18 protein-coding genes are annotated in these 24,993 nt (G+C 63.9%); 13 read left to right on the forward strand and 5 right to left on the reverse strand.

Going from position 1 to position 24,993, the window contains the following annotated elements:
* Positions 1–1,071, forward strand: a 1,071-nt coding sequence (dctM, locus tag BLR77_RS24405) for a C4-dicarboxylate TRAP transporter large permease protein DctM (protein WP_074682666.1), incomplete at its 5' end; no start/stop codon positions are given.
* Positions 1,072–1,344: 273 nt separating this feature from the next.
* Positions 1,345–2,016 carry a DUF502 domain-containing protein gene (locus BLR77_RS24410; RefSeq protein ID WP_074682668.1) on the forward strand — a complete coding sequence of 224 codons (672 nt, stop codon included), beginning with the start codon at positions 1,345–1,347 and terminating at the stop codon, positions 2,014–2,016.
* 111 nt (positions 2,017–2,127) lie between these two features.
* Here the strand turns inward: BLR77_RS24410 and BLR77_RS24415 are convergent, their stop codons facing one another.
* On the reverse strand, positions 2,128–2,595 hold the full coding sequence (locus tag BLR77_RS24415; RefSeq protein WP_074682670.1) for an Lrp/AsnC family transcriptional regulator: 468 nt from the start codon (positions 2,593–2,595) through the stop codon (positions 2,128–2,130).
* Positions 2,596–2,722: 127 nt separating this feature from the next.
* Between BLR77_RS24415 and BLR77_RS24420 the strand changes: the two genes are divergently transcribed.
* Positions 2,723–3,049: a hypothetical protein gene (locus BLR77_RS24420; RefSeq protein WP_074682672.1), complete on the forward strand. Its 327-nt coding sequence runs from the start codon at positions 2,723–2,725 to the stop codon at positions 3,047–3,049.
* Between the two features lie 123 nt (positions 3,050–3,172).
* Positions 3,173–4,957 (forward strand): type IV pilus assembly ATPase TfpB, encoded by a 1,785-nt coding sequence (locus BLR77_RS24425; protein ID WP_074682674.1) that lies wholly within the window; start codon positions 3,173–3,175, stop codon positions 4,955–4,957.
* Here the strand turns inward: BLR77_RS24425 and BLR77_RS24430 are convergent.
* Positions 4,932–5,606 (reverse strand): murein L,D-transpeptidase catalytic domain family protein, encoded by a 675-nt coding sequence (locus BLR77_RS24430; RefSeq protein ID WP_074682676.1) that lies wholly within the window; start codon positions 5,604–5,606, stop codon positions 4,932–4,934. The genes BLR77_RS24425 and BLR77_RS24430 overlap by 26 nt on opposite strands.
* Before the next feature lie 165 nt (positions 5,607–5,771).
* Here BLR77_RS24430 and BLR77_RS24435 point away from each other — a divergent pair, with 165 nt between their 5' ends.
* Together BLR77_RS24435 and BLR77_RS24440 are read left to right on the forward strand one after the other, a co-directional pair.
* Positions 5,772–6,026 (forward strand): NfeD family protein, encoded by a 255-nt coding sequence (locus tag BLR77_RS24435; protein ID WP_074682678.1) that lies wholly within the window; start codon positions 5,772–5,774, stop codon positions 6,024–6,026.
* Between the two features lie 88 nt (positions 6,027–6,114).
* Complete coding sequence (locus BLR77_RS24440; protein WP_074682680.1) at positions 6,115–6,444, forward strand: DUF2388 domain-containing protein; 330 nt, start codon at positions 6,115–6,117, stop codon at positions 6,442–6,444.
* A gap of 106 nt (positions 6,445–6,550) precedes the next feature.
* Here BLR77_RS24440 and BLR77_RS24445 read toward each other — a convergent pair whose 3' ends face one another.
* The 3 genes from BLR77_RS24445 to desA form a co-directional block, all read right to left on the reverse strand.
* A complete protein-coding gene (locus tag BLR77_RS24445; RefSeq protein ID WP_074682682.1) occupies positions 6,551–7,870 on the reverse strand; it encodes an OprD family porin in 1,320 nt (439 codons plus the stop codon).
* Between the two features lie 426 nt (positions 7,871–8,296).
* Positions 8,297–9,268, reverse strand: coding sequence for a GGDEF domain-containing protein (locus BLR77_RS24450; RefSeq protein WP_074682684.1), 972 nt, complete (start codon positions 9,266–9,268; stop codon positions 8,297–8,299).
* A gap of 111 nt (positions 9,269–9,379) precedes the next feature.
* Positions 9,380–10,570: a delta-9 fatty acid desaturase DesA gene (desA, locus tag BLR77_RS24455; protein ID WP_074682686.1), complete on the reverse strand. Its 1,191-nt coding sequence runs from the start codon at positions 10,568–10,570 to the stop codon at positions 9,380–9,382.
* 167 nt (positions 10,571–10,737) lie between these two features.
* Here desA and dibA point away from each other — a divergent pair, with 167 nt between their 5' ends.
* The 7 genes from dibA to BLR77_RS24490 are packed head-to-tail and all read left to right on the forward strand — an operon-like array spanning position 10,738 to position 24,909.
* Positions 10,738–13,038 carry a phosphodiesterase DibA gene (dibA, locus tag BLR77_RS24460; RefSeq protein WP_074682688.1) on the forward strand — a complete coding sequence of 767 codons (2,301 nt, stop codon included), beginning with the start codon at positions 10,738–10,740 and terminating at the stop codon, positions 13,036–13,038.
* A gap of 2 nt (positions 13,039–13,040) precedes the next feature.
* The gene (locus BLR77_RS24465; protein ID WP_074682690.1) at positions 13,041–14,162 is read left to right on the forward strand and encodes an HDOD domain-containing protein; all 1,122 of its coding nucleotides are present in this window, start codon (positions 13,041–13,043) and stop codon (positions 14,160–14,162) included.
* Positions 14,163–14,172: 10 nt separating this feature from the next.
* A complete protein-coding gene (locus BLR77_RS25910; protein WP_074682692.1) occupies positions 14,173–18,054 on the forward strand; it encodes a PAS domain S-box protein in 3,882 nt (1,293 codons plus the stop codon).
* Entirely contained in the window at positions 18,051–19,973 is a 1,923-nt protein-coding gene (locus tag BLR77_RS24475) for an ATP-binding protein (protein WP_074682694.1), read from the forward strand. Before BLR77_RS25910 ends, BLR77_RS24475 begins: the two co-directional genes overlap by 4 nt.
* Positions 19,970–22,858: a CHASE domain-containing protein gene (locus tag BLR77_RS24480; protein ID WP_074682696.1), complete on the forward strand. Its 2,889-nt coding sequence runs from the start codon at positions 19,970–19,972 to the stop codon at positions 22,856–22,858. Before BLR77_RS24475 ends, BLR77_RS24480 begins: the two co-directional genes overlap by 4 nt.
* Positions 22,851–23,237 (forward strand): response regulator, encoded by a 387-nt coding sequence (locus BLR77_RS24485; protein ID WP_021490645.1) that lies wholly within the window; start codon positions 22,851–22,853, stop codon positions 23,235–23,237. Before BLR77_RS24480 ends, BLR77_RS24485 begins: the two co-directional genes overlap by 8 nt.
* Positions 23,230–24,909, forward strand: coding sequence for a diguanylate cyclase (locus BLR77_RS24490; protein WP_074682698.1), 1,680 nt, complete (start codon positions 23,230–23,232; stop codon positions 24,907–24,909). Before BLR77_RS24485 ends, BLR77_RS24490 begins: the two co-directional genes overlap by 8 nt.
* Positions 24,910–24,993 lie beyond the last annotated feature (84 nt).

A 24,993-nucleotide genomic window follows, 5' to 3' on the forward strand; every position in this document is an offset into this window, starting at 1 on the left:
ACCGGCGGCGTGGCCAAGCGTCTGATCGACTTCGCCAACGCCTGCGTCGGCCACATCCGTGGCGGCCTGGCCATCGGCGCGGTGCTGGCGTGCATGCTGTTCGCCGCGCTGTCTGGCTCCTCGCCAGCCACCGTGGCGGCAGTCGGCTCCATCGCCATCGCCGGCATGGTGCGCTCCGGTTATCCGCAGGCGTTCGGCGCCGGCATCGTCTGTAACGCCGGTACCCTGGGCATCCTGATTCCGCCGTCGATCGTGATGGTGGTGTACGCCGCCGCCACCGAGCAGTCGGTGGGCAAGCTGTTCATGGCCGGCGTGATCCCGGGCGTGATGCTCGGCCTGGCCCTGATGATCGCGATCTACATCGTCGCGCGTATCAAGAAGCTGCCGGCACTGCCGCGCGCCAGCTTCCGCGAGTGGCTGCGCGCCGCGCGTGAGGCGTTCTGGGGCCTGCTGCTGATGGTGATCATCCTCGGCGGTATCTACACCGGCATGTTCACCCCGACCGAGGCCGCGGCCGTGGCAGCGGTCTACGCAGGCTTCGTCGCCCTGTTCGTGTACAAGGACCTGACCATCCGCGAGTGCCCGAGGGTGCTGCTGGAGTCCGGCAAGCTGACCATCATGCTGATGTTCATCATTGCCAACGCCATGCTCTTCGCCCACGTACTGACCACCGAGCAAATCCCGCAACAGATCACCGCCTGGGTGGTGGATCTGGGCCTGCAGCCGTGGCAGTTCCTGCTGGTGGTGAACATCGTGCTGCTGATCGCCGGTGCCTTCATGGAGCCGTCGGCGATCATCCTGATCCTGGCGCCGATCCTGTTCCCGATCGCCATGCAACTGGGCATCGACCCGATCCACCTGGGCATCATCATGGTGGTGAACATGGAGATCGGCCTGATCACGCCACCGGTGGGACTGAACCTGTTCGTCACCTCGGCGGTGACGGGGATGCCGCTGACCTCGGTGATCAAAGCGGCCTGGCCGTGGCTGATGCTGTTGCTGAGCTTCCTGATGATCATTACCTACATCCCCGCCGTGTCCATGGCCCTGCCGAATCTGCTCGGCATGTAGCCGCTCAAACCAACGCTGCTACTTCGGTACCTCGTGTACCCACTCCGCCCGGCCTTAGTGCCGGGCTTTTTTTGCTTGTCATCTTGAGGCACGCCTTTCCTGTCACCACAAAGCGACGCACATATTGGCTCAGCACGTTCTGCGCGTCATGAAAGCGGGTTAGCCTGATGAATATCGCTATAGCCATTTGCATGGTCTGCAGTGCGAACGCGACTGCCCAGGCCACCCATCCTGGCGTAAAGTCGCCGGCTAGTTCATCAAGGAAACCGAGGCATGATCAGAAGCAGCCTGAAATCCGTCGTTACCACCTGGCTGACCGGTTTGCTGGCGCTGCTGCCACTGGTGCTGACCCTGGCTCTGCTGGCCTGGATATTCAGCCTGCTCAACCGCCTGGTCGGCCCTTCGACCCTGATCGGTCAGCTGTTCGCCGTCCTTGGCCAGCCTTTCTCCAGTAACGGTTATATGGCTTATTTGCTGGGCAGCCTGGTGCTGCTGGCCAGCCTCTATCCCCTGGGCCTGGCCGTGCAACTGGGCCTGCGCCGTCCGCTGTCCTGGCTGCTCGACCGCACCCTGCGGCGCACACCACTGATCGGCAACTTCTACAACCTGGCCGACCGCTTCGTTGGCTTGCTGGACAAGAGCAAGAACCCGGATATCACCACCATGGCCCCGGTCTGGTGCTTCTTCGGCGGCGATGGCGCTGCCGTGCTCGCCCTGCGCCCGAGTTCCGAAACAGTCGAGCTGGAAGGCCGCGCCTACTGCGCCATCCTCATTCCCACCGCGCCGATTCCTGTTGGGGGCGGTCTGCTCTACGTCCCTCAAGAGTGGATACGCCCCGCCGAGATGGGTGTGGATCAGTTGACCAGCATCTATGTGTCGATGGGCCTCACGCCACCTGGCAGGCGCAACGTCGAGCAGTCGCCTCCGGTGGTGATCAAGCCTTAGGGATGTTCTGAAAAAGCCATTTATCGTCACTCCCGCGAAGGCGGGAGCCCAGGTGACTCGTAGGTTCTGGATGCCCGCCTGCGCGGGCATGACGGCTTTTCCAGTGTTTCCTTAGACGAGCGGCAGGCTGGTGGTGGATTTGATCTCCGACAGCGCAACGATGGAGTTCACCTCCTGGATACCAGGCACCAGCGACAGCTTCTCGAAGAAGAAGCGCTCATAAGCCTCGATATCGCGGGTGACGATGCGCAGCATGAAGTCCACCGCCCCCATCAGCACGTGGCACTCCAGCACCTCGGGAAATTCGCGCATGGCTTCGGCGAACTCGGTCAGGTTGGAGCGACCATGAGCGTTGAGCTTGACCTGAGCGAACACCTGCGTGTGCAGGCCGATGCGCTTGCGGTCGAGCAGCGTAACCTGCTTGCGGATCACCCCCTCCTCCTTGAGCCGCTGGATACGTCGCCAGCAGGGCGACTGTGACAGACCGACACGCTCGGCGATCTCCGCCGTGGAGAGACCCGCGTCCTCCTGTAGCAAAGCAAGAATGCGCTGATCGTAGGCATCCAGAGCGATAGACATAAAAAATCCTGGCTAGTGATCTATTTGGGAAATTCTATCCATGAAAGCCCAATTAACACAGCAAACAAGGCAGAACTTTTGCCGGAGGAAGGCGGAAACTTAGGCAAAACCTGCCTGAGCCACCGTCATGCCTGATACCACTCCGTTCCCCGCCGCCCACAATCGTCGCGATCCCTGGCAGGATCGCCCCGATGCCTGTGTCGAATACCAACTGCGCACCGACGCCGAAGCCGATGTGCTGTGCCGGCTGCTCGGTCTGTTCGCCCAACTGCAGCTGTTACCCGAGGCCCTGCACATGGAGCGCCTGCAGGACGACCTGCATATCAGCCTGCGCCTGCCCGGCATTTCGCTGCATCGAGCCGGCGTACTGGCACAGAAACTGCGCGGCCTGGTATGCGTATGGGAGGTGACCTGGCAGCACCTGGATCACAGCCTGGTGACGGAGGTGGCCTGAAGCGGGCGCTCGATCACGTCAGGCGCTTCGCCCTTGTGCGGCTTTTCGGGCATCCTAGTCCGCTGGTAGAGCGCTGCAAAAGCGACCTGCTACCTTTGTTCAGGACAATCCCGAGGAGCCCGCATGTCCGCCTTCACCGCTACTGCCCCTGACCGTGTACTGGATCTTGGCGACCTGCTGCGCGAGCTGGTGGCCCAGGGCCGGGTCGATCAGGATGTGGCTGAGCAGTGCCTGGCGATCCGTCGCAGCTCGCTGAACAATACCCAGCACCCGCTGGAGTTTCTCGCCGCACAGCAGGTGGACGATCAGAAAAGGCCGGGCAAGAAACTCGACCTGGAAACCCTCACCACCTGGCTGGCCAACTTCGCCGGCCAGCCTTACTTGCGCATCGACCCGCTGAAGATCGACGTACCGGCCATCACCCCGCTGATGTCCTACGCCTTCGCCCAACGCCACAAGATTCTCGCCGTGGCGGTGGACAGCGAGAGCGTCACCATCGCCAGCAGTCAGCCGCTGGTGCATAGCTGGGAAGCCAACCTGGTGCACGTGCTCAAGCGCCCGATCAAGCGCGTGGTAGCCAACCCCAGCGATATCCAGCGCTTCACCACCGAGTTCTATCGCCTGGCGCGCTCGGTCAGCGGCGCCAATTCCACCGACCAGAAGATCAGCGGCGTCGGCAACTTCGAGCAACTGCTCAGCCTCGGCGCCCAGGATCAGGAACCAGACGCCAACGACGCGCACATCGTCAACATCGTCGACTGGCTGTTCCAGTACGCCTTCCAGCAACGCGCCAGCGATATCCATATCGAGCCACGCCGCGAGCAGGGCACCGTACGCTTTCGCATCGACGGCGTGCTGCACACCGTCTATCAGTTCCCCGCCCAGGTCACCATGGCCGTGGTCAGCCGCCTGAAGAACCTCGGCCGCATGAACATCGCCGAGAAGCGCAAACCGCAGGACGGCCGGGTCAAGACCAAGACCCCGGATGGCAATGAAGTCGAGTTGCGTCTGTCCACCCTGCCTACCGCCTTCGGCGAGAAGATGGTGATGCGGATCTTCGACCCTGAAGTGCTGCTGAAAAGCCCGGATCAACTCGGCTTCTCCCCCGAGGACCTGCGCCGCTGGGCAAGCATGACCTCCCAGCCCAACGGCATCGTCCTGGTCACCGGCCCTACCGGCTCGGGCAAGACCACCACGCTCTACACCACGCTCAAGCAGCTGGCGACCGAGGAGGTGAACGTCTGCACCATCGAAGACCCCATCGAGATGATCGAAGGCGCCTTCAACCAGATGCAGGTGCAGCACAACATCGACCTGAACTTCGCCAGCGGGATACGCGCACTGATGCGCCAGGACCCGGACATCATCATGATCGGTGAGATCCGCGATCTGGAAACCGCAGAAATGGCCATCCAGGCGGCGCTGACCGGCCACCTGGTGCTCTCCACCCTGCACACCAACGACGCGCCCAGCGCCATCACCCGCCTGCTCGAACTGGGCGTGCCGCATTACCTGCTCAAGGCCACCATCCTCGGCGTCATGGCGCAGCGCCTGGTGCGAACCCTGTGCCCGCACTGCAAGGCACCGGTGCAACTGGACGAAGACACCTGGAACGGCCTGACCCGGCCCTGGAGCTCACCGCTGCCGACTCAGGCACACCACGCCGTCGGCTGCCTGGAATGCCGTGAAACCGGCTATCGCGGCCGCGCCGGGGTCTACGAAATCATGCTGATCAACGACGCGATCAAGCCGCTGATCAACGCCGACACCGACCTTACCGCCCTGCGCCGCGCCGCCTTCAAGGACGGCATGCGCAGCCTGCGGCTGTCCGGCGCGCAAAAGGTCGCGGCCGGGCTGACCACCATCGAGGAAGTACTGCGCGTCACTCCACAGAGCGAGCAACGCTGATGCTCCTGCAGTCGCGATAGCGGTCGTCGGCCAACTGTGAGTGCCAGGCGAACAGGTACTGGCCATCCTTGAGCTGCTCCACCAGCCCACGAATCACCTCCTGCTGTACCGCCGGACAGCCCAGGCTGCGCCCCATGCGGCCGTATCTCTCCGCCCACTGCGGCGCCACGTAATCGGCGCCATGGATCACCAGCGCACGGGCACGCGCCTGGTCATTGAAACCGGGCTCCAGGCCATCGAGGCGCAGCGAATGGCCGTGCCGCCCCCTGTAGTTTTCGCCACCGCGAAACATACCCAGGCTGGACTGATGGCTACCGGGCAGATTGGAGAAACGCTCGGCAAACAGCTCGCCGGACTGGCGACCATGAGCCACGAACTCACGCTGCAGCAGACGCCTGTGCGTCAGATCGAAAACCCATAGGCGCCGCTCCAGCGAGGAACGCGAGTAATCGATCACCGCCAACCGCCTGGCTTCACCCGCGCCTTCACGCTCGGCACACCGCAGCGCCTGTAGCGCACCTTGCAACGCACGCATTTCCAACTGTGGCGCTGCACGGTGCAGGGCATTCAGCAGCTCACCGGCCACGGCGCCCTGCGCTGCCAGCAATAGAGCGGCAAGCAAAAACGGCATCAGCGAACGCTCAAACATGTCCTGACTCCCACGGATTGCCTGGCACCTGCCCACCTTGCGAAGGGGTCGGCGGCAGAGCCCAGTCGACTGTGCTTAGATTGAGAGATCTGGCAATGGAGTCTATGCGATGCACACCGAAGGGCGATCAGCAAACAGTCTGAGTATGGGTAGCCGCGTCCTCCCATGATCACCTACCTGCAACACCTGTCGTTCTGGGACTGGCTGGCCCTGGCCACCCTGCTGCTGATTCTCGAGGTGTTCGGCGCCGGAGGCTACCTGCTGTGGATCGGTCTGGTGGCCGTCGGCGTCGGCGCACTGACCTACCTGTTCCCCGACCTGCCCTGGCTTTGGCAATTTCTACTGTTCGGCGTACTGGCAATGCTCTCGGCGCTGCTTTGGCGGCGTCATCAGCAGCGAGCACGCAAGCTCAGCAACTGACCGGCCTGGCAACCAGCCATCGCCATCAAGGAACCACCAGCGGCTTGTGCGACTCCTAGGATAGGAACCACCCTAAAGGAGTTTCATCATGCGTGTAACGAGCCGTGCCGCACTGGCGTTCAGTGCCTGCCTGATCGCCCAGACCGCAGCAGCCGATGGCCTGCTGCGCGACATTCTGTCCTCGGGCGCGACCACCGCCTCGACCTATCTGACCTTCAAGGATCGCAAGCTGGTTGCGGCGGCCGAAGAGGATGCCAGCAGCTTCGTCGCCAGTAACGGCGAAATTCGCGGCCCGCATCTGGAAGCGGCAATGCAGCAACTGCGCAGCGCCAACCCGCAACTGCAGGAAGCCGACGATATGGCACTGGCCAGCGCCATTCTCGCCACCTCGGCAGCGCCAGCTGAAGACGCACGCTGAGCCGTCACCAGTCGCCCATAAAAAATGCCCGCATCCAAAGGGTGCGGGCATTTTTCGTTCAGCTTTCGGGACATCAGACCTTTAGGCCTCCCGAAAATCTCTCGCCTTACATCAGCGGCAGGGTGTAGCTGACGATCAGACGGTTCTGGTCGGCGTCGGACTGACCAGGGACGTTACCGCGCAGAACACCGTAGCGCCAGCCAAGGCCCAGACCTTTCAGAGCGCCATCCTGGAATGCATAGTCCAGAGCGATGTCACGTTCCCACTCTTTGGCATCATTGCCACCGGCAACCTTGACGTTGGTGCCCTTCAGATAAGCCACGGAAGCTTTCAGACCCGGAGCGCCGAGAGTGGCGAAGTCATAGCTGTACTGGCCGAAGGTAGTACGCTCACCGGCACGGGTAAAGCTGTTCACCAGGCGGTCAGTCAGCAGGTAGACGCTCGCACCCGAGGAGCCTTCGATACCACCCTGGTTCAGCTGCACGAAGTTGCTGTCTTCGGATACACGCTGATGGCCCAGCATCACAGCATGGCTACCCAGGCTGTAAGTGAAGGCAGCGCTCCAGGTGTTGTTGTCGATCTTGCCGTTACCGTTGCGGGTGTAACCGCCTACGGAGTAACCCGCTTCCTTGCCGTTCTTGCCATCGGAAGTGGTACGGAAGTAACGCAGGTCGGTCTTCAGGCTACCTTCGCCCAGCGCCAGGTTGTGGCCCAGACCGGCGAAATGCTGTTTGTAATAGTCTTCCAGATTGGCGTAGTAGTACTGCGCCGTCAGGTCGCTATTGATCTTCCAGTCACCGCCAGCGAAGTAGAACTTGTTGCTGGCCTCGCTACCGCCAGCGACGGACAAGCCGGTGCTGTTGCTCGAGGCACGGCTAACAGCGTGCTCGATCTGGCCAGCGGTCAGCGTCAGGTTGTCGATTTCGTTGGAGGTGATCATGCCACCTTCGAACATCTGCGGCAGCAGACGACCGTCGTTGGAGACCAGAATCGGCAGTTTTGGCATCAGAGTACCGACACGACCCTCGGTCTTGGATACGCGGACCTTGGCGGTCGCGCCAGCCTTGCTGAAGTCATCGACAGCGCTGCCGTCGCTTTCCAACGGGAACAGCTGGCCAGGAGTACGGTCACGACCGGCCTTGGTGTTACGACCACCGCCATCCAGACGCACGCCCAGCATGCCGACTGCATCGACACCAAAGCCAACGGTACCCTCGGTGAAACCGGACTGGTAGTTGAGAATGAAGCCCTGGCCCCACTCGCTGGCCTCACCATTATTGTTGGTGGTGTTCTTGGTGTTCTGGTCGAAGTAGAAATTGCGCATGGTCAGGCTGGCTTTGCTGTCACCGATGAAATCGGCGAAGGCTACTTGGCTCAGGCCCAGGGTGCTGGCGGCTACGGCCAGTGCCAGGGAGGTCTTTCTCATTATGTGTCTCTCCAGTGTGTTTAAGGTGACGCATCGTCCGGCACAGACTTCGGCACGAAGAGGCAGGCCGGCACGAATGGGGCATACGCCCCCACAAGCCAGGACAGAATAAAGCCTGGCTCGAATGGGGACACGAAAAACTCAGGAAGAACAGAACAACGGCGAACGCAGCGAGGCGGCCGAAATGAGGCGGGCAGAGTGGTGCATGGTGAATGCTCTCTCGTCGTTGTTATTTTGCGCCGACATCCTAGCCGGCATCTGCCGGACCCTATGCAGATAACGCGCCAGTCTCTGACAGCAAGCCCACGAGGCTTCTAAGACAATAGGTTACATTTTTCCTGCAGGGCAGTGACCATGCAATGACAATGAAAATAGGCAAATTTCCGCTTATGAGAACCCGTTACCAGGCGGAAAATCGCCATAACCTCAGCCAAGGACGATCTGATTCTTGCCTTGGCGCTTGGCCACGTACATCGCTGCGTCGGCACGTGCGTAGAGCGCATCGAGGTTGGCATCAGTTGCCAGCAGACTGGTCAGGCCCTGACTGACGGTGATGCCGAAGCTGGTGCCCTCATGCCGAAAGCTGAGGCGTTGCACCTCGCGCTGCAGTCGTTCAGCCACCTGCATGGCCACATCCTGCTCACAGCCAGGGAAAAGCGCCGCGAACTCCTCACCACCGATACGCCCGAACAGATCGCCGCGCCTCAAGGCATTGCTGCCGCAATGCGCCAGGCGCCGCAACACTTCATCGCCGACCTGGTGGCCGTACTGGTCGTTGATCTTCTTGAAGTCGTCGAGATCGAGCAGCAGGAAGGCCAGCGGGCTGCCGAACTTGCGCGCGTGCTCGAACTCGCGGCGGGCGCACTCGAAGAAGTGCCGGCGGTTGCTGCTCTGGGTCAGCACATCGGTGGTGGCCAGGCGATGCAGCTCGCCTTCCAGACGCTTCTTCTCGGTAATGTCTTCGGCGATACCGACGATCACGCTGCCCTGCTCGGTGCCCAGCCGGGGGCTGACGAAACACTTGTCGCTGAGCCAGCGCAATTGGCCATCAGCGCGAATGATGCGGTACTCGCGAGACTCCACCGCGCCGGTTTCCAGCACCTTGGCCAGGCTTTCGGCCGCGTAGTCGATATCGTCCGGATAAATGCTGTTGCGCCACTCGCCATAGTCGGCCAGAAGCAGCGCGGCGGAACGACCGAAGATTCGCTCATAGGCAGGGCTGACATAAATCATCCGCTGCTCGTTCCAATCGAAGGCCCAGAGCACGGCGTTGACGCTGCCAAGCAAGCTGCTGAACAGTTGCTCGCGCGCGCCCAGGCGCTCCACTTCGGCACGGCTGTGCAGTAGAGCCAAGGTCAGTTCTTCCAATTCGGAAACAGCGTTGCCTTGATCGTCCATTAAAGCGGCCATCCCTTCCCTCGCCGTGCAGTGAAATGAGCATAGTGCGAGCTGTTGGACAAACACAAAGGCCCGCCAGTTCGGCGGGCCTTTGCAGGTAACGAACGGAACTCAGACTGCCGCGCTGGAAGGCCGCAACGAGTAGGTCTTGAGCTGCTCGGCGAACTCACGCAGCGACTGAATACCGCTGGCCTCGGCCTCGTGCACCCACTGCTTCATGGCTTCGAGCATGTCGTGGCCATTGCTGCTGGTCTTGACCCAGATCTGCTGCAGTGCCAAGCGCTTCTCATAGATCACCTTGAGTGCCTGGCTCTGCGCCAGCAGCTCGCTGATGCGCGCATGATGCTGCTCTTCCAGCAGGCTCGGCTCACGCGACAGCAGACGTTTTGCACGGCGGAAAAGGTGACGAACGGACTCGTCGGCCTTGGCCACTTCCTGTTTGACCAGCGGAGCGATCACCAGCTTGCGGTACTGCGCCATGATCTGGAAACGGTTGTTGAGGATGGCCATGGCGGTGTCCATGTCCAGGCTGCCTTTGCCCTCGACCCGATGGGCGATGGGCGCGACACGCTGCACCTGAGCCAGACCGAAGAAGCTGAACAGCTTGATCCAGGCCCAGCCCATGTCGAACTCCCACTTCTTCACCGACAGCTTGGCGCTGTTGGGATAGGTGTGGTGGTTGTTGTGCAGCTCCTCGCCGCCGATCAGGATGCCCCAGGGCACCAGGTTGGTAGCGGCATCGCGGCATTCGAAATTGCGATAGCCGACAGCGTGACCAAGACCGTTGATGACACCTGCGGCCCATACCGGAATCCACATCATCTGGATCGCCCAGACGGTCATGCCCAGTACGCCGAACAGCGCCAGGTCGATGATCGCCATCAATGTCACGCCACCAATCGGGTAGCGGCTGTAGACATTGCGCTCCATCCAGTCATCCGGACAGTTCTTGCCGTAGATACGCAGAGTTTCCTGGTTCTTCGCTTCTTCCTGATACAGTTCGGCACCTTTGCGCAGCACGGTGCCCAGACCTTTGATGACCGGGCTGTGCGGGTCATCGACGGTTTCGCACTTGGCGTGATGCTTACGGTGAATCGCGGTCCACTCGCGGGTGTTCTGGCCAGTGCTCAGCCACAGCCAGAAACGGAAGAAATGCTTGAGCGCGGGGTGCAGTTCCAGTGCACGGTGCGCAGAGTAGCGGTGCAGATAGACAGTCACGCTGACGATGGTCACGTGTGTCATCAGCAAAGTCGCAGCCACCAGCTGCCAGACCGACAGGTCGAGTAAACCGTTGTACCACATGGGCGCTGTGCCTCTTGAAGGGGGAACGCGGCTTGTCCTACAAGGACGAACCTGCTCACATTATCCCTGACCCATGCCAGAAAACCAGTTGGTCTTTTAGATGAGAATGTTTCAGCAGTGAAGCATCTATACTGCCCAGCATTTACCGGGAGCGCTGCCGCTTGCCCATGCGTATCGACACCGCCGCCTTGCGTCTGACCCTGGGCTACCTGCTGCTCGCCGCTCTGTGGATTCTTCTCAGCGATCATCTATTGACCGCCCTCGGCCTGTCCGTGGCGCAACAGGAGCGTTTGCAATCCCTGAAGGGCCTGGTCTTCGTCGTGCTCACCAGTTCACTGCTGTATCTGGTGCTGTACCGTCATGCCCTGCAGTACCGCCATGCACGCCTGGAGCTGGTCGGTAACGAGGAACGTCTGCGCCTGGCACTGGATGCCACACGTGACGGCCTGTGGGACTGGGACGTGTCCAGACGCAAGGTATTCTTCTCCGAAGGCTACGCCAGGCTTCTCGGCCTCACCCCGCAAACCCTGGGCGATACCCGCGAGGACTGGGCCGCGCGCCTGCATCCGGATGACGTGGAGCGCGCCCTGCATGCACTCAACGCCGAGTTGAGCGACCAGCCCTACGAAAACATCTACCGCCTGCGCCATACCGATGGTAGCTATCGCTGGATTCACTCTCGCGGCCGCCTGCTGCGTGACGAAAACGGCCAGCCGCAGCGCTTCATCGGTATCGCCAGCGACATCACCCAGCAGCGCGCCATTGACGACAGCCTGCGCCAGGCTGCAGCGGTGTTCGATGCCACCCAGGAAGGGGTACTGGTCACCGATGCCGAGCAGCGGATCGTTCACGTCAACCCCGCTTTCAGCCGCATCACCGGCTACAGCAGCGAGGAGATTCTCGGCCAGCACCCCACCCTGCTCAAATCAGGCCGTCATGACGCCGCCTTCTACCACAGCCTGTGGCACGCCCTGCAGAACCGTGGCGCCTGGAGCGGTGAAGTGTGGAACCGGCGCAAGAGCGGCGAAATCTATCCGCAGTGGCAGTGCATCCGCGTCATCCACGACGAGCAGGGGCGCGTCAGCCATTATGTGGCGGTGTTCTCCGACATCACCGCACTCAAGCGTTCGCAGCGCGAGCTGGATTATCTGGCCCACCACGACCCCCTGAGCAACCTGCCCAACCGCCTGCTGTTCACCGAGCGTGTCGCCCATGCACTGGAACGCAGCAAGCTCGAGGAGCTGCGCGGCGCGGTACTGCTGATCGATCTGGACCACTTCAAGCACATCAACGAGAGCCTCGGCCACAACGTCGGCGATCTATTGCTCAAGGGCGTCGGTGAGCGTTTGCATCAAGGCCTGCCCAGCGGCAGCACGCTGGCCCGGTTGGGTGGCGACGAGTTCGGCCTGCTCAGCGAAAATTGCGCCGACGCCGCTCAGGCTGCCGAGCTTGCACAACGCCTGCTGCGCAGCCTGGAAACACCCTTTCGCCTCGACGGCCACGAGCTTTACATCGGCGCCAGCATCGGCATCAGCCTGTTCCCCGAAGATGCCGATAGCGTCGAGCAGATCCTGCGTAACGCCGACTCGGCGCTGTTCAAGGCCAAGAGCAGCGGCCGCGAAGGCTATGCCTTCTATGTGCAGGAGCTGACCGACTACGCCCGCCAGCGCGTGGAACTGGCCAGCAGCCTGCGCCATGCCCTGGATAATCAGGAGCTGCGTGTCTACTACCAGCCGCTGCATGACCTGCGCGACGGTCGCCAGGTGGGCATGGAAGCACTGGTGCGCTGGCAGCATCCGCAACGCGGGCTGATTCCTCCCGGCGAATTCATCCCGATTGCCGAGGACAACGGCATGATCGGCATCATCGACACCTGGGTACTGGAGCAGGCCTGCCAGCAGATGGTGCGCTGGAATGCTGAAGGTTATTCGCTGGATTTCGTTGCGGTGAACGTCTCCAGCCGCCTGTTCAGCCGCGGCGAGCTCGATGTGAAAGTGGCGCAGGTACTCGCAGAAACCGGCCTGCCGGCAGAGCAGCTGGAGCTGGAAGTGACCGAGAGCGCGATCATGGAAGACCCGGATGCAGCGCAGAAACTGCTCCTCAGTCTGCGCGCCCTGGGCGTACGCCTGGCTATCGATGATTTCGGCACTGGCTACAGCTCCCTGGCGCGCCTCAAGCGCCTGCCAGTGGACAAGCTCAAGCTCGACCAGAGCTTCGTGCGCGGCCTGCCTGACGACCCGGAGGATGCCGCCATCGCCCGCGCGGTGATCGCCCTGGGCCAGAGTCTGGGCCTCAAGGTGCTCGCCGAAGGTATCGAACAACCGGCTCAAGCGGACTTCCTGCGCGAGCTAGGCTGCAATTATGGCCAGGGCTATCACTTCGGCCGCCCGCAACCGGTACCTGCCAGGACCGTCGACACCACTACGCTGAGCGAAGCGAAGGATAGCCAGTCCAGCCCCAGGAGCTGAGCATGCGCGTACTGATTCTCGAAGACGATCCCTGGATCGCCGATCTACTCAAGCAGATCGTCCTTAGCTTGCGCCCCGGCGCTCGAGTCGACTGCCAGGTGCGCGTGGCAGACGCCATCTCGGCCTGGCAGCGCGAACCGGCTCAGTTGGTGATCGCCGACTGGAACCTGCCGGACGGCAGCGGCACTCTTCTGCTGCAGGCGGTACGCAGCCAGGACCGTGACGTGGCGCTGGTGATGATCACCGCACGCGCCGACCGCAGCAGCGTGCTCGAGGTGCGCGCCCTGGGCATCAACGCCTTCATCAGCAAACCCTTCCAGGTGCCCAAGGTTCTGGACTGCCTGCGCAACCTGCTCCCCGAGGACGATGAACCTCGCGTGGCGGCAGCCAACGACGAGGACTTTCTTCACCATCTCGGCGCCTTGCCCGATGAGGAGATCGATCTGCCACTGCGCGACGAGCTCTGTCAGCAACTACGCGACGCAGCCGCCACCCCCGGCACTCTGGAGCAACTCGGCGAACACTGGCAGCAGGACCCGGCGGTGCAGGCGCGGCTGATCGCGGCGGCCAACAGCAGCCTCTACAACAGCAGCGGGCAGCCTTGCGTCAGCCTGCCCGATGCCGTGCGCCGACTGGGTGCGGCCACCGCGCTGAATCTTATTCAGGGCCTGGCGTTGCGCCCCGTCGCCAGCCTGCAGGACGCTGATCTGAGAACCCTGGGGCAGAACCTGCTGCAGACGCAGCTGGACCTGCTGAACAGGGTCGGTGTCCTGGCCAAGGCCTGTCAGTTGGACCCGACACCCCTGCACAGCGCCGCCCTGTTACAGCGCATGGGCGAGCTGGCCGTGCTGCAGCAGGCACAGATCTGGCGCAACCTCGGTCTACCGTTGAGCGAGGAACAACTGCAACAAGCCCTGCGCCAATACAGCGGCGAGCTGGCCAACCGCCTCAAGGCAGACTGGCGCCTGCCCATCGGGCTGCGTGAACTGATCGGTGCCTGTTACGGCCTGGCGCCCGGCACCGCCCGGCGCGAGCCGATTCTCATGCGTCTGGCCAGCGTCGAACTGCAGAGTGCCGACAGTCAGGAAGTACAACGCCTGCGCCGCCTGGCCGGGCTGAGCTGAGGCGCGACGAATGAGTATACCGAGGTTGGGTCATCGCTGGTTCGGTCGACTCAGCGCCGGGCGCCGGGATGCCGACCGCCGAGATGCGGGCCATTGGATAGTCATCGGTGGCAGCCTGTGCCTGGCGCTGTTCTTCGCCTTTCTCGGGAGCCAGGCACTGAGCGAGCGCGAAGCGCTCTGGCAACTGCAGATCAGCAAACAGGCAGACATTCAGCGCATGGCCCTGAACAGCACCCAGCATGGGCTGCAGGAACGTACGCAGCTGCTGGCCGAAACCATCGCTGCCGATGCCTGGGTGACGGAGCTGGTACGCCAGGCCCACGCCCTGCCGGCGAGCGACCTGCAAAGCCTGGCCAGCATCCGCAGCCAGCTCTACACCCGCCTGGCGCCGCGCTGGCGCAGCCTGCAGGCGCACCAGCCGTTTCGCCTGTACGTGCACCTGGCGCCAGACGTCAAAGTGCTGCTGCGGGTACACGAACCCGAGCATTTCGGCGACCTGCAGGTCGGCTGGCGCCCGATGGTGCTGGAGGCGCTGCGCAGCGCCAGCAGCCAGGCAGGTCTGGGCCTGACCCGTGGCAGCATCGGCATGCGCGCCATCGCCCCTTTGCTGGCCGAAGGCGAGCGTGGGTCATTGCAGGTCGGCGCCATCGAAGTGGCCATGGGCGTGCTCGAGGATCTCGCCCAACTGGACCGCGAGTTCGACAGCGGCGTGGCCCTGCTGCTGCGCGAAGACCTGCTGCTGAGTTCGGGCAGCGGCGAAGAGTTACGCGGCCTGGCCGGCGATACCCAGCGCTGGCAGTTGATGGATCATTCGCGGCCCCAGATACTGGCCTGGCAACAGCAACAGCGACTGCCCGCCCCAACCGAGGGCGATGCCGTACGCCTGCTGGACGACGGCGAACGGCACTACCTGGTCAATCAGGTGGCCTTGAGCAGCTACCGGCAACGTCACGACCCCGCTGCAGAGCCATTGGCGGTCGCGCTGATCTGGTACGACGTCAGCGATCAATACAACCTGCACCAGCGCGACAAACGCTGGCTGGTGATCAAATGGCTACTTGCCTGGTGCGGGGCCGAAGCCCTGCTACTGGTTCTGTTACGCAGCACCCGGCGCAGCACGCAGCGCCTGATGCAACGCCAGCAGGCGGCACTGCGCGCGCTCAACGAGATCGCTGCTCTGCCCAGCCTGAGCCGCACCGAGCAACTGCGCCAGGCGCTGCGTCTGGGCGCCGAGCATTTCGGCATGCCGCTGGGCATCATCAGCCGTATCGACGGCGAGCAGTACCAGGTACTGGTGCAGGTTTCTCCCGAAGGTGCCCTCTCTGACGGCCAGCTGTTCGAATTGGGCGACACCTACTGCAGCCTGGCCTTGCAGCAGGACCAATCACTGGCCATCGGGCACATGGGCGAGTCGCCACACAGGCGCCACCCTTGCTACCGCCAGTTCGCCCTGGAAAGCTATATCGGCACCGCCGTGCGCGTGGCCGGCAAGCCCTTCGGCACCCTGGCTTTCGCCAACCCCGAGCCACGCAAGCGGCCGTTCGACGCCGCCGACCGCGACTTCCTCGGCCTGTTCGCCCGCTGGGTCGGCGCCATTCTGGAACGCCAGCAGCAGGAGCGTGCCGTGCGCGCGGCACGCGCCTACCTGCAAGCGGTTCTGGACTCAGCCACCGGCGTATCGATCATCGCCACCGACACCTTCGGCACCATCAGCCTGTTCAATTCCGGCGCTGAACGCCTGCTCGGCTACAGCGCCGAGGAAATGGTCGGCCATCGCACCCCGGCGATGTTTCACCTAGCGGAAGAAATCCAGGCTCGCGCCGCCGAGCTGAGCGAGGCCGCCGGTCACCCGGTGGAGGGCTTCGAAGTCTTCGTGCACAACGCCCGCGGCGGCGAGCCGGAAACCCGCCAGTGGACCTATCGCCACCAGGACGGCAGCCTGCGCCAGGTCAACCTCACGGTTAGCGCGATGTTCGACGAAGGCGGCCAGATCACCGGTTTTCTCGGCATTGCCAGCGATATCAGCGAGCTGCTGCAGACCACCCGCGCGCTGCAGAAGAGCGAGAGCCGCTTCCGCGGCCTGGTGGCCAACCTGCCTGGTGTGGTGTATCGCTGCGCCAACGATGCCGACTGGAGCATGCGCTACGTCAGCGAGGAGATTCGCAATCTCTGCGGCTACCCGGCCAGCGATTTCATCGACAACCACGTGCGCAGCTTTTCCAGCATCGTGCATCCCGACGACCTACCCATCACCTACCGCGCTGGCGAGGCCATCGAGCGCCAGGAAAGCTTCGAGCTGACCTACCGCTTGCGCCATGCCGATGGCCATAACGTCTGGGTTCGCGAGAAGGGCCGCGGTGAGTACGACAGCCAGGGCCGGCTGTTGTGGGTCGACGGCTTCATCTGGGACGTCAGCGAACGCCAGGCCATCGAAGATGAACTGCGCCTGAGCCAGCAGCGTTTTCTCAATGCCTTCAATACCGCGCCACAGGGCATGGCTCTGGTCGGCCCTGACGGCCGCTGGCTGGAGGTCAACGACGAGCTCTGCCGCATGCTCGGCTACGATCGCGAGGAGCTGCTGGCCTGTACCTACGAGCAGCTCACCCATCCGGACGATCTCGACGCCGATCGGCAGAACGTCGCCGATCTAGTGGCCGGGCGGATCAACGCCTATCAGATGGAGAAACGCTACCTGGACAAGCAGGGGTGCACGCTCTGGGTATTGCTCAGCGTGTCGCTGGTACGCGACAGCGAGGGGCGGCCCGTGCATTTCGTCGCGCAGATCCAGGACTTCAGCGATCGTGTCGCCGCCGAGCGCGCGGTGCGCGAGCGCGAGCATTACCTGCGTACCCTGCTCGACAACGTGGTCGACGCTATCGTCACCATCGATGAGCAGGGCCGTATCGAAACCTTCAACCATGCGGCCGAAGCGATATTCGGCTACCGGCAAAGCGAAGTGGCCGGGCGCAACGTCAGCCTGCTGATGCCCGAACCCTACCACGGTGCCCATGACGGCTACATCCAACGCTACCTGCGCACCGGCGAAGCCTGGGTAGTGGGCCAAGTCCGCGAGCTGGAGGGCCTGCGCCAGAGCGGCGAGCGCTTCGCCATGGAGCTGGCGGTGTCGCAGATCAGCCACCAGAGCCAGCGCCGCTTCATCGCGGTGATCCGCGACATCGCCGAGCGCAAGCGCACCGAACAGATGAAGAGCGAGTTCGTCTCCACCGTCAGCCACGAGCTGCGTACGCCGCTCACGGCCATCGCCGGCTCGCTCGGCCTGATCAACGGCGGTGCCCTCGGCGCCGTGCCCGACAGCATGCAGCACATGCTGACCATCGCCCACAGCAACAGCCAGCGTCTCAGCGCCCTGATCAACGACTTGCTGGACATGGACAAACTGGTTGCCGGCAAGATGCACTTCGACTTGCAGACACGCGCATTACAGCCGTTGCTGGAACAGGCACTGCTGCACAACCAGCCCTATGCCGAGCAGCATCAGGTCGAATTGCGTCTGCAGGTCGAGGACGACGCCCAGGTGCGGGTCGACACCCAGCGCCTGGCCCAGGTGATGGCCAACCTGCTATCCAACGCCGCCAAGTTCTCGCCAGCGGGCACCAGCGTCGAGGTGCGCCTGCAGCATTGCGGCGAGGTCCTGCGCGTCAGCGTTTCGGACAGCGGCCCCGGCATACCGGAAGCCTTCAAACCGCGCATCTTCAGCAAGTTCTCCCAGGCCGACTCCGGTGACACCCGACGACAGGGCGGCACAGGGCTGGGGCTGGCCATCTGCAAGGAAATCATCGAGCGCATGGGCGGGCATATCGGCTTCGACTCGTCTCCAGGCCAAGGTGCTACCTTCTGGTTCGAACTACCGATCACAGGGAGTGAGTCATGAGCCAAGCCCCGATTCCCAGCAACGAGCAGGAGCGCCTGGCCGCCCTGTACGCCCTGGAGCTGCTCGACAGCCCGGCCGAAGCGATGTTCGACCACATCACCGCGCTGGCTGCGGAAATCTGCGACACCCCTATCGCCCTGATCTCGCTGATCGATTCCCAGCGCCAGTGGTTCAAGAGCCGGATCGGTCTGGATGCCGAACAGACCGCACGCGAACTCGCCTTCTGCGCCCATGCAGTGCACGCGGACGTACCGTTGGAAGTGGACAACGCCCTGAATGACGCACGCTTTCGCGATAACCCGCTGGTCACCTCAGACCCGCATATCCGCTTCTACGCCGGCATGCCACTGCACGACGGCCAGGGCCTGGCGCTCGGCACCCTGTGCGTGATCGACCGTCAACCGCGTCAGCTCGACAACCACCAACGCACCCAGCTGCAGCACCTGGCGCAACTGACCGGGGAGCTGTTCGAGCTGCGCCTGCAGGCGCGCCGCCAGGCCGAACAGAGCGCCATGCACCAGGCCATGCTGGACAACGCCGGCAGCGCGGTGCTGGTGCTTGACCCGCAGGGGCGAGTGCTGCGCAGCAACCACGAAGCGCAGCAGTTGCTGGGCTATCCGCCCGAGGATCTGAAGGACCAGTACCTGCCGCAACTGCTGCTCGAGCCAGGCCAGTACGAACGCCTGTGCGCCGCCTCTACCGCCGGGCCGCAGAGCACCGAAGGACAGATGCGCGCACGCAGTGGGCAGAGCCTGCCGGTGCGCCTGAATCTCTCGCCGATTCGCGCCGAAGGCCAGCCGCTCCAGGGCTACCTGCTGGTAGCCAACGATCTCAGCCAGCGCGAGGAAGCGCGCCAACGCCTGCAGCGCATCGCCGCCCAGCTGCCGGGCATGGTCTACCAGTACCTGCTGCGCGCCGATGGCAGCAGCTGCTTCCCCTATGCCAGCGCCGGCATCCGTGACATCTGCGGCTGCACGCCTGAAGAAGTCAGACAGGATGCCGGCCCGGTCCTCGCCCGCGTGCATCCGGACGATGCGCCGCAGGTGCACGCGGCCATCGCCCGCTCGGCCGCGAACCTGAGCACCTGGCATCAGGAATACCGTGTCCTGCATCCGTTGCACGGTCCGCTCTGGGTCGAGGGGCGCGCCGCCCCGCAGCGCCTGCCCGACGGTGAAACCCTCTGGCACGGCTTCATCAGCGATATCAGCGAACGCAAACGCGGCGAGCAACTGCAGAACGAGTTCGTCTCTACCGTCAGCCATGAGCTGCGCACGCCACTTACCGCCATCGCCGGCTCACTCGGCCTGATCAACGGCGGTGCCCTTGGCGAGGTGCCGCAGAACATGCAGCAGATGCTGGAAATCGCCCAGAGCAACAGCCAGCGGCTGCGCAAGCTGATCGACGATCTGCTGGACATCGACAAACTGGTCGCCGGCAAGATGCGCTTCGATCTGCAGCCGCTGGCCCTGCGCCCGCTGTTGCAGCAGGTGCTGCATAGCAATCAGCCCTATGCCGAGCATCATCGGGTGCAACTTCTGCTGCTGCCAGGCATCGATTGCCAGGTAAGCGCCGACGCTCAACGCCTGGAGCAGGTGCTGGCCAACCTGCTGGCCAATGCTGCCAAGTTTTCCGCCGCCGGACAGAGCGTGGAGCTGGCGGCCGTGCCCACGGACAGCTGGGTACGCATCAGCGTGCGTGACCAGGGTCAGGGCATCGCGCCGGACTTCAAGTCGCGCATCTTCAGCAAATTTGCCCAGGCCGACGCCGGCGATACCCGCCGCCAGGGCGGCACCGGCCTGGGCCTGGCGATCAGCAAGGAAATCATCGAACACATGGGCGGACGCATCGGCTTCGACTCCGAGGAAGGGCAAGGCAGCACCTTCTGGCTGGACCTGCCGCTGGCCGGAGCGCGCCCATGAAAACCACGGGAGCCCTGCTCGTCTCGCTGTTCAGCCGCGTCAATCTGCTGGCCTGGGCCGTATTGGCGCTGGCCCTGGGGGCGACGCTGCTGGCCTGGTACAACCTGCGCCATAGCCAGACCGAGTCCGCCACCCGCCAGTTCGAACTGCTTACCGAGGAGCTGAGCCAGGACATCGTCAAGCGCATGGAGGAACAGGAGAGCATCCTGCTCGGCGCCGCCGGCCTGCTCGATGCCAGCGAAGAGGTCAGTCGTGCCGACTGGCGTACCTACGCCCAGCGTCTGCGACTGGACGAGCGCTACCCGGGCATCCAGGGTCTGGGCTTTACCCAGATGCTGGAGGCGCAGCAACGGCCGGCATTCGAGAGCGAAATACGCGCCGAGGGATTCCCCGACTTCCGCACGCACCCGCCCGGCCAGCGTGAGCGCTACGCGGTGATCCGCTTCATCGAGCCCTTCGCCGGGCGCAACCTGGTCGCCTTCGGCTTCGACATGCTTTCCGAGCCGGTACGCCGCGCCGCCATGCTGGATGCCGGGCGCAGCGGCCAGAGCCGTCTCTCCGGCCGCGTGACGCTGCTCCAGGAGACCCAGGGCACGGTGCAACCCGGCCTGCTGCTGTACGTCCCGGTGTACTGGCCGCAGCGACCGCTGGACACCCCCGAACAGCGCATGGCCGCGCTGCGCGGCTTCGCCTACAGCCCGTTCCGGGTGCACGACCTGATGCATGGCATTCTCGGCGAACGCAAGCGCGAACTGGATTTCGAGCTGTACGCCGGCCCCATCAACAGCAGCACCGAGCGGCTCTACAGCAGCCGCGACCAGGCGCAGAACGCGAAACCAGCCGACAGTCAGCACCAGCTCGAAATGTTCGGCCAGACCTGGCACCTGGACTTCCACTACGCACCGGGCTACCTCGAACGCGAACACCGCGGCGAAGGTGCGCTGCTGGTGCTTGGCTGCAGCATCAGCCTGCTGCTGTTCTGCCTGGTCAGCAGCCTCAGCCTGCGCCGCGCCCAGGTACAGGAACTGGCCGCAGGCATCACCGAACAGCTGCACCGCAGCGAGGAACGCCTGGCGCTCGCGCTCAAGGGCGGCAATGACGGTTGGTGGGATATCGAGGTCAAGGCCGGCAGCTTCTTCGCCTCGGCCCACGGCTGGCAGATGCTCGGCCATCCGGAGCAGGGCCCGCCGGGCTTTGCCGACGACCCGTGGGCCTGGGAAAGCCTGGTGCACCCGGACGACCTGCCGGCAGCGCGCGCCCGTCTGAAGCAGGCGCTGTCCTCAGGTGCCAGCAACTTCACCATCGACTGTCGCCTGCTGCGCGTCGACGGCAGCGAACTGCCGGTGCTGCTGCGCGGCTACATCCAGCGCGACGCCAACGGCTACCCGCTGCGCATCACCGGCACCACCATGGATCAGAGCGAGGCCAAGCGCATCGAGCGCCTCAAGAGCGAGTTCATCTCCACCGTCAGCCATGAGCTGCGTACCCCGCTGACGGCCATCGCCGGCTCGCTCGGCCTGATCAACGGCGGCGCCCTCGGCGCGGTGCCGGAAAGCATGCGCACCATGCTGGGCATCGCCCAGGCCAACAGCCAGCGCCTCAGCCACCTGATCAACGATCTGCTGGACATGGACAAGCTGGAAGCCGGCAAGATGCAGTTCGACCTGCAACCCTGCTCGCTGGCCGCCCAGCTTCAGGACGCGCTGGACAGCAACCAGGCCTACGCCGACCGTCACCAGGTCAGGCTGCGCCTGCTCGACTGCCTGCCGGCCCGTGTACGCGCCGATGCCATGCGCCTGCAGCAGGTGCTGGCCAACTTCATCTCCAATGCCGTGAAGTACTCACCGCCCGGCGCCGAGGTGTGCCTGCGCGCCGAGCGGCGGGGCTCGCGCGTGCGCGTCGAGGTCAGCGACCAGGGCCCGGGCATCGCCGCCGAGTTTCACCAGCGCATCTTCAGCAAGTTCTCCCAGGCCGACGCCAGCGACAGCCGCAGCAAGGGCGGCACCGGCCTGGGCCTGGCGATCAGCAAGGAGCTGATCGAACGCATGGGCGGCCAGATCGGCTTCGACTCGGTCGAAGGCCAGGGCGCCTGCTTCTGGTTCGAGCTGCCCATGCTGGTGGAAGCCACCCTGCCCGCCTCCAGCGACGGCCGGCGCAGCCTGCTGGTGATCGAGGACGAGCCGGACATCGCCAACCTGCTGCGCCAGTTGCTGGAAAACGCCGGCTATCGCGTGCGCCTGGCCCACAGCCTGGAAGAAGCCCGCGCCAGTCTGCGCGAGGAAATACCCGCCGCCATCAGCCTCGACCTGCGCCTGCCGGACGGCGACGGCATGCTACTGGTACACGAACTGCGCGCCGACGCGCGCTATCGCGAGCTGCCGATTCTGGTGGTTTCCGCGGCCTGCGAGGAGGGCCGCCTGGCGCTGGAAGGGGCGCCTGCGCTGGACTGGCTGAGCAAGCCGATCGACCCGCAGCGCCTGCTCGCCAGCCTCGCCCAGGCCCTGCAGGATCTGCCGCAAAGCCCGCGCGTGCTGCACGTGGAAGACGACCACGACTTGCGCCTGGTAGTCGCCGAACAGGGCCGCGAGCTGGCCGAGTTCGTCCCCGCCGACAGCCTCGCCGAAGCGCGCCGCCTGCTCGCCGAACAGTCTTTCGATCTGGTCCTGCTCGACCTAGGCCTGCCCGACGGCAATGGCCTGGAGCTGCTCGACGAACTGCAGCGCCAGCGGCCAGGGCTACCGGTGGCCGTGCTCTCGGCCAGCGAGATGGATGGTCATGAGTTGGCCGGGGTGAGTGCGACACTGGCCAAATCGCGCAATGATGGACAACACTTCCTGCACATGCTCAACCGTCTGTTACCCGCCAAGGAGACCCGCCATGACTGAGCTCAAGCGCATCCTTCACGTCGAGGACGATCCCTCGATCCAGGCCGTGGCCAAGGTCGCTCTGGAAGCCGTCGGCGGCTTCCAGGTGCTGAGCTGCGCCAGCGGCCAGGAAGCGCTCGATCAGGTGCAGGGCTTCGCGCCCGACTTCATCCTGCTCGACGTGATGATGCCCGGCATGGACGGTCCGCAAACGCTGGAGAGGCTGCGCGAACTGGTAGACATCGGCGAGGTGCCGGTCGCCTTCATGACGGCCAAGGTGCAACCCGGCGAAGTGGCCCATTACCGCAGCCTGGGCGCGCTCGACGTGATCGTGAAACCTTTCGATCCCATGCAGCTCGCCGCCCAGATCCGGCAGATCTGGAGCCAACGGCATGGATAAACGCGACGGCAACGCCATCCCTCAGACCCTGCAGGAGCATCTGCAGCAACTCGGCCAGCAGTTTGCCGAACGCCTGCGCCAGGAGCTGCCGCAGCTGGCGCAACAGGGCGAGCAACTGCGCCAGGTCGGCGACCAGCAGCGCGGCCCCTTGTTGCAGACGCTACGCGACCAGCTGCACCGCCTCGCCGGCACTGCCGGCACCTTCGGTTTCGACCAGCTCGGCCAGCAAGCCCGCGAGCTGGAACAACAAGCCGAACGCTGGCTGGAACACCAACAACGCCTGCAACACGAACTCGACGAATTCATCGCGGCGCTGCAATGCCTGGGCAACCAGACCTCAAGCAGCGAGGCACCCGGCGCACCGCAGCAGCAGAGGCAGCAGGCACCACGCGGAGAAACCGAGTCCCGGTTGATCTACATCCTCGAGGATGAGATGGCCGTGGGCGAAAACATGCGCCTGACGCTGAACAACTTCGGCTATCAGGCCGAGCACTTCAACACCATCGCCGCTCTCGATGCGGCCCTGGAGCGGCAGATACCGGACGCGCTGATCGTCGACGTCAACCTGGCCAACGAAAACTGCAGCGGCCTGGACTACGCCGCACGTGTGCAACAGCGCCTGGAAGTGCCCCTGCCGCTGCTGGTGCTGACCCACCAGGATGACTTCGGCACCCAGTTGCAGGCGGTGCGTGCCGGCGCGCTGGGTTTCTTCGCCAAGCCGGTGGACATTCCGCAACTGGAAAGCCGCCTGGAACGCTGCTTCGCCCAGCAGAGCGGCGAGCCCTACCGGGTGTTGATCGTCGACGACGACCGCGATCTGGCCAGCCGCTACAGTCTGGTGCTGCGCGATGCCGGCATGCTGGTGGAATTTCTCCAGGACCCGGCGCAGATCTTCGAGCATCTGCGCGACTTCAATCCCGAGGTAGTGCTGCTCGACGTCAACATGCCGGACTGTACCGGCCCTGAGCTGGCGCAGATCATCCGTTGCAACGACGACTGGCTGCGCATCCCGATCATCTACCTATCGGCGGAAACCGATATCGGCAAGCAGATGAATGCGCTGATCAAGGCCGGCGACGACTTCGTCACCAAGCCGATTTCCGACAACGCCCTGGTCGCCACCGTGTTCTCCCGCGCTCAGCGCGCACGCCTGCTGTCCAACGCCCTGGCCCGCGACAGTCTCACCGGCCTGCTCAAGCATGGCGATATCAAGGAACAGGTGGCCATCGAGCTGGAGCGCGCGCTACGCAGCGGTGACCGCGCCAGCGTGGTGATGCTGGATATCGATCACTTCAAGCGGGTCAACGACGAGCATGGCCACGCCGCCGGCGACAACGTCATCCGCGCCCTGGCCAACCTGCTGCGCCAGCGCCTGCGTCGGGTCGACAGCCTGGGACGTTATGGTGGCGAGGAGTTTCTCGCGGTACTGCCGGACTGCACGCCGCAGCAGGCCAAACAGATCGTCGACGAGATTCGCGAACGCTTCGCCGAGTTGCGCTTCATCGCCGACGGCGGCGAATTCTCCTGCACTCTCAGTGCCGGTATCGCCGGCACCGATGTGCACAGCCAAGCCGAACAACTACGCGAGCGCGCCGACAAGGCGCTGTATGCGGCCAAGCATGGTGGCCGTAATCAGGTGCAGGTGGCGGCGTCGGAAGAGCATCGCGGCTGAAGCCCCTCCTACACCTCTCCCCGTGGGAGCGGCTTCAGCCGCGATAGGTCATAAAGGCTATAGCGGGGTGTCGCCCGCCAATGC

Origin of the sequence: Ectopseudomonas alcaliphila (assembly GCF_900101755.1) — a bacterium.
Taxonomy (GTDB): Bacteria; Pseudomonadota; Gammaproteobacteria; order Pseudomonadales; family Pseudomonadaceae; genus Aquipseudomonas; species Aquipseudomonas alcaliphila.

Bases quoted from the DNA above. Each gene is read 5' to 3' on its own strand.
- BLR77_RS24410 (WP_074682668.1), top strand. From the start codon at position 1,345: ATGATCAGAAGCAGCCTGAAATCCGTCGTTACCACCTGGCTGACCGGT.
- BLR77_RS24415 (WP_074682670.1), bottom strand. From the start codon at position 2,595: ATGTCTATCGCTCTGGATGCCTACGATCAGCGCATTCTTGCTTTGCTA.
- BLR77_RS24420 (WP_074682672.1), top strand. From the start codon at position 2,723: ATGCCTGATACCACTCCGTTCCCCGCCGCCCACAATCGTCGCGATCCC.
- BLR77_RS24425 (WP_074682674.1), top strand. From the start codon at position 3,173: ATGTCCGCCTTCACCGCTACTGCCCCTGACCGTGTACTGGATCTTGGC.
- BLR77_RS24430 (WP_074682676.1), bottom strand. From the start codon at position 5,606: ATGTTTGAGCGTTCGCTGATGCCGTTTTTGCTTGCCGCTCTATTGCTG.
- BLR77_RS24435 (WP_074682678.1), top strand. From the start codon at position 5,772: ATGATCACCTACCTGCAACACCTGTCGTTCTGGGACTGGCTGGCCCTG.
- BLR77_RS24440 (WP_074682680.1), top strand. From the start codon at position 6,115: ATGCGTGTAACGAGCCGTGCCGCACTGGCGTTCAGTGCCTGCCTGATC.
- BLR77_RS24445 (WP_074682682.1), bottom strand. From the start codon at position 7,870: ATGAGAAAGACCTCCCTGGCACTGGCCGTAGCCGCCAGCACCCTGGGC.
- BLR77_RS24450 (WP_074682684.1), bottom strand. From the start codon at position 9,268: ATGGACGATCAAGGCAACGCTGTTTCCGAATTGGAAGAACTGACCTTG.
- desA (WP_074682686.1), bottom strand. From the start codon at position 10,570: ATGTGGTACAACGGTTTACTCGACCTGTCGGTCTGGCAGCTGGTGGCT.
- dibA (WP_074682688.1), top strand. From the start codon at position 10,738: ATGCGTATCGACACCGCCGCCTTGCGTCTGACCCTGGGCTACCTGCTG.
- BLR77_RS24465 (WP_074682690.1), top strand. From the start codon at position 13,041: ATGCGCGTACTGATTCTCGAAGACGATCCCTGGATCGCCGATCTACTC.
- BLR77_RS25910 (WP_074682692.1), top strand. From the start codon at position 14,173: ATGAGTATACCGAGGTTGGGTCATCGCTGGTTCGGTCGACTCAGCGCC.
- BLR77_RS24475 (WP_074682694.1), top strand. From the start codon at position 18,051: ATGAGCCAAGCCCCGATTCCCAGCAACGAGCAGGAGCGCCTGGCCGCC.
- BLR77_RS24480 (WP_074682696.1), top strand. From the start codon at position 19,970: ATGAAAACCACGGGAGCCCTGCTCGTCTCGCTGTTCAGCCGCGTCAAT.
- BLR77_RS24485 (WP_021490645.1), top strand. From the start codon at position 22,851: ATGACTGAGCTCAAGCGCATCCTTCACGTCGAGGACGATCCCTCGATC.
- BLR77_RS24490 (WP_074682698.1), top strand. From the start codon at position 23,230: ATGGATAAACGCGACGGCAACGCCATCCCTCAGACCCTGCAGGAGCAT.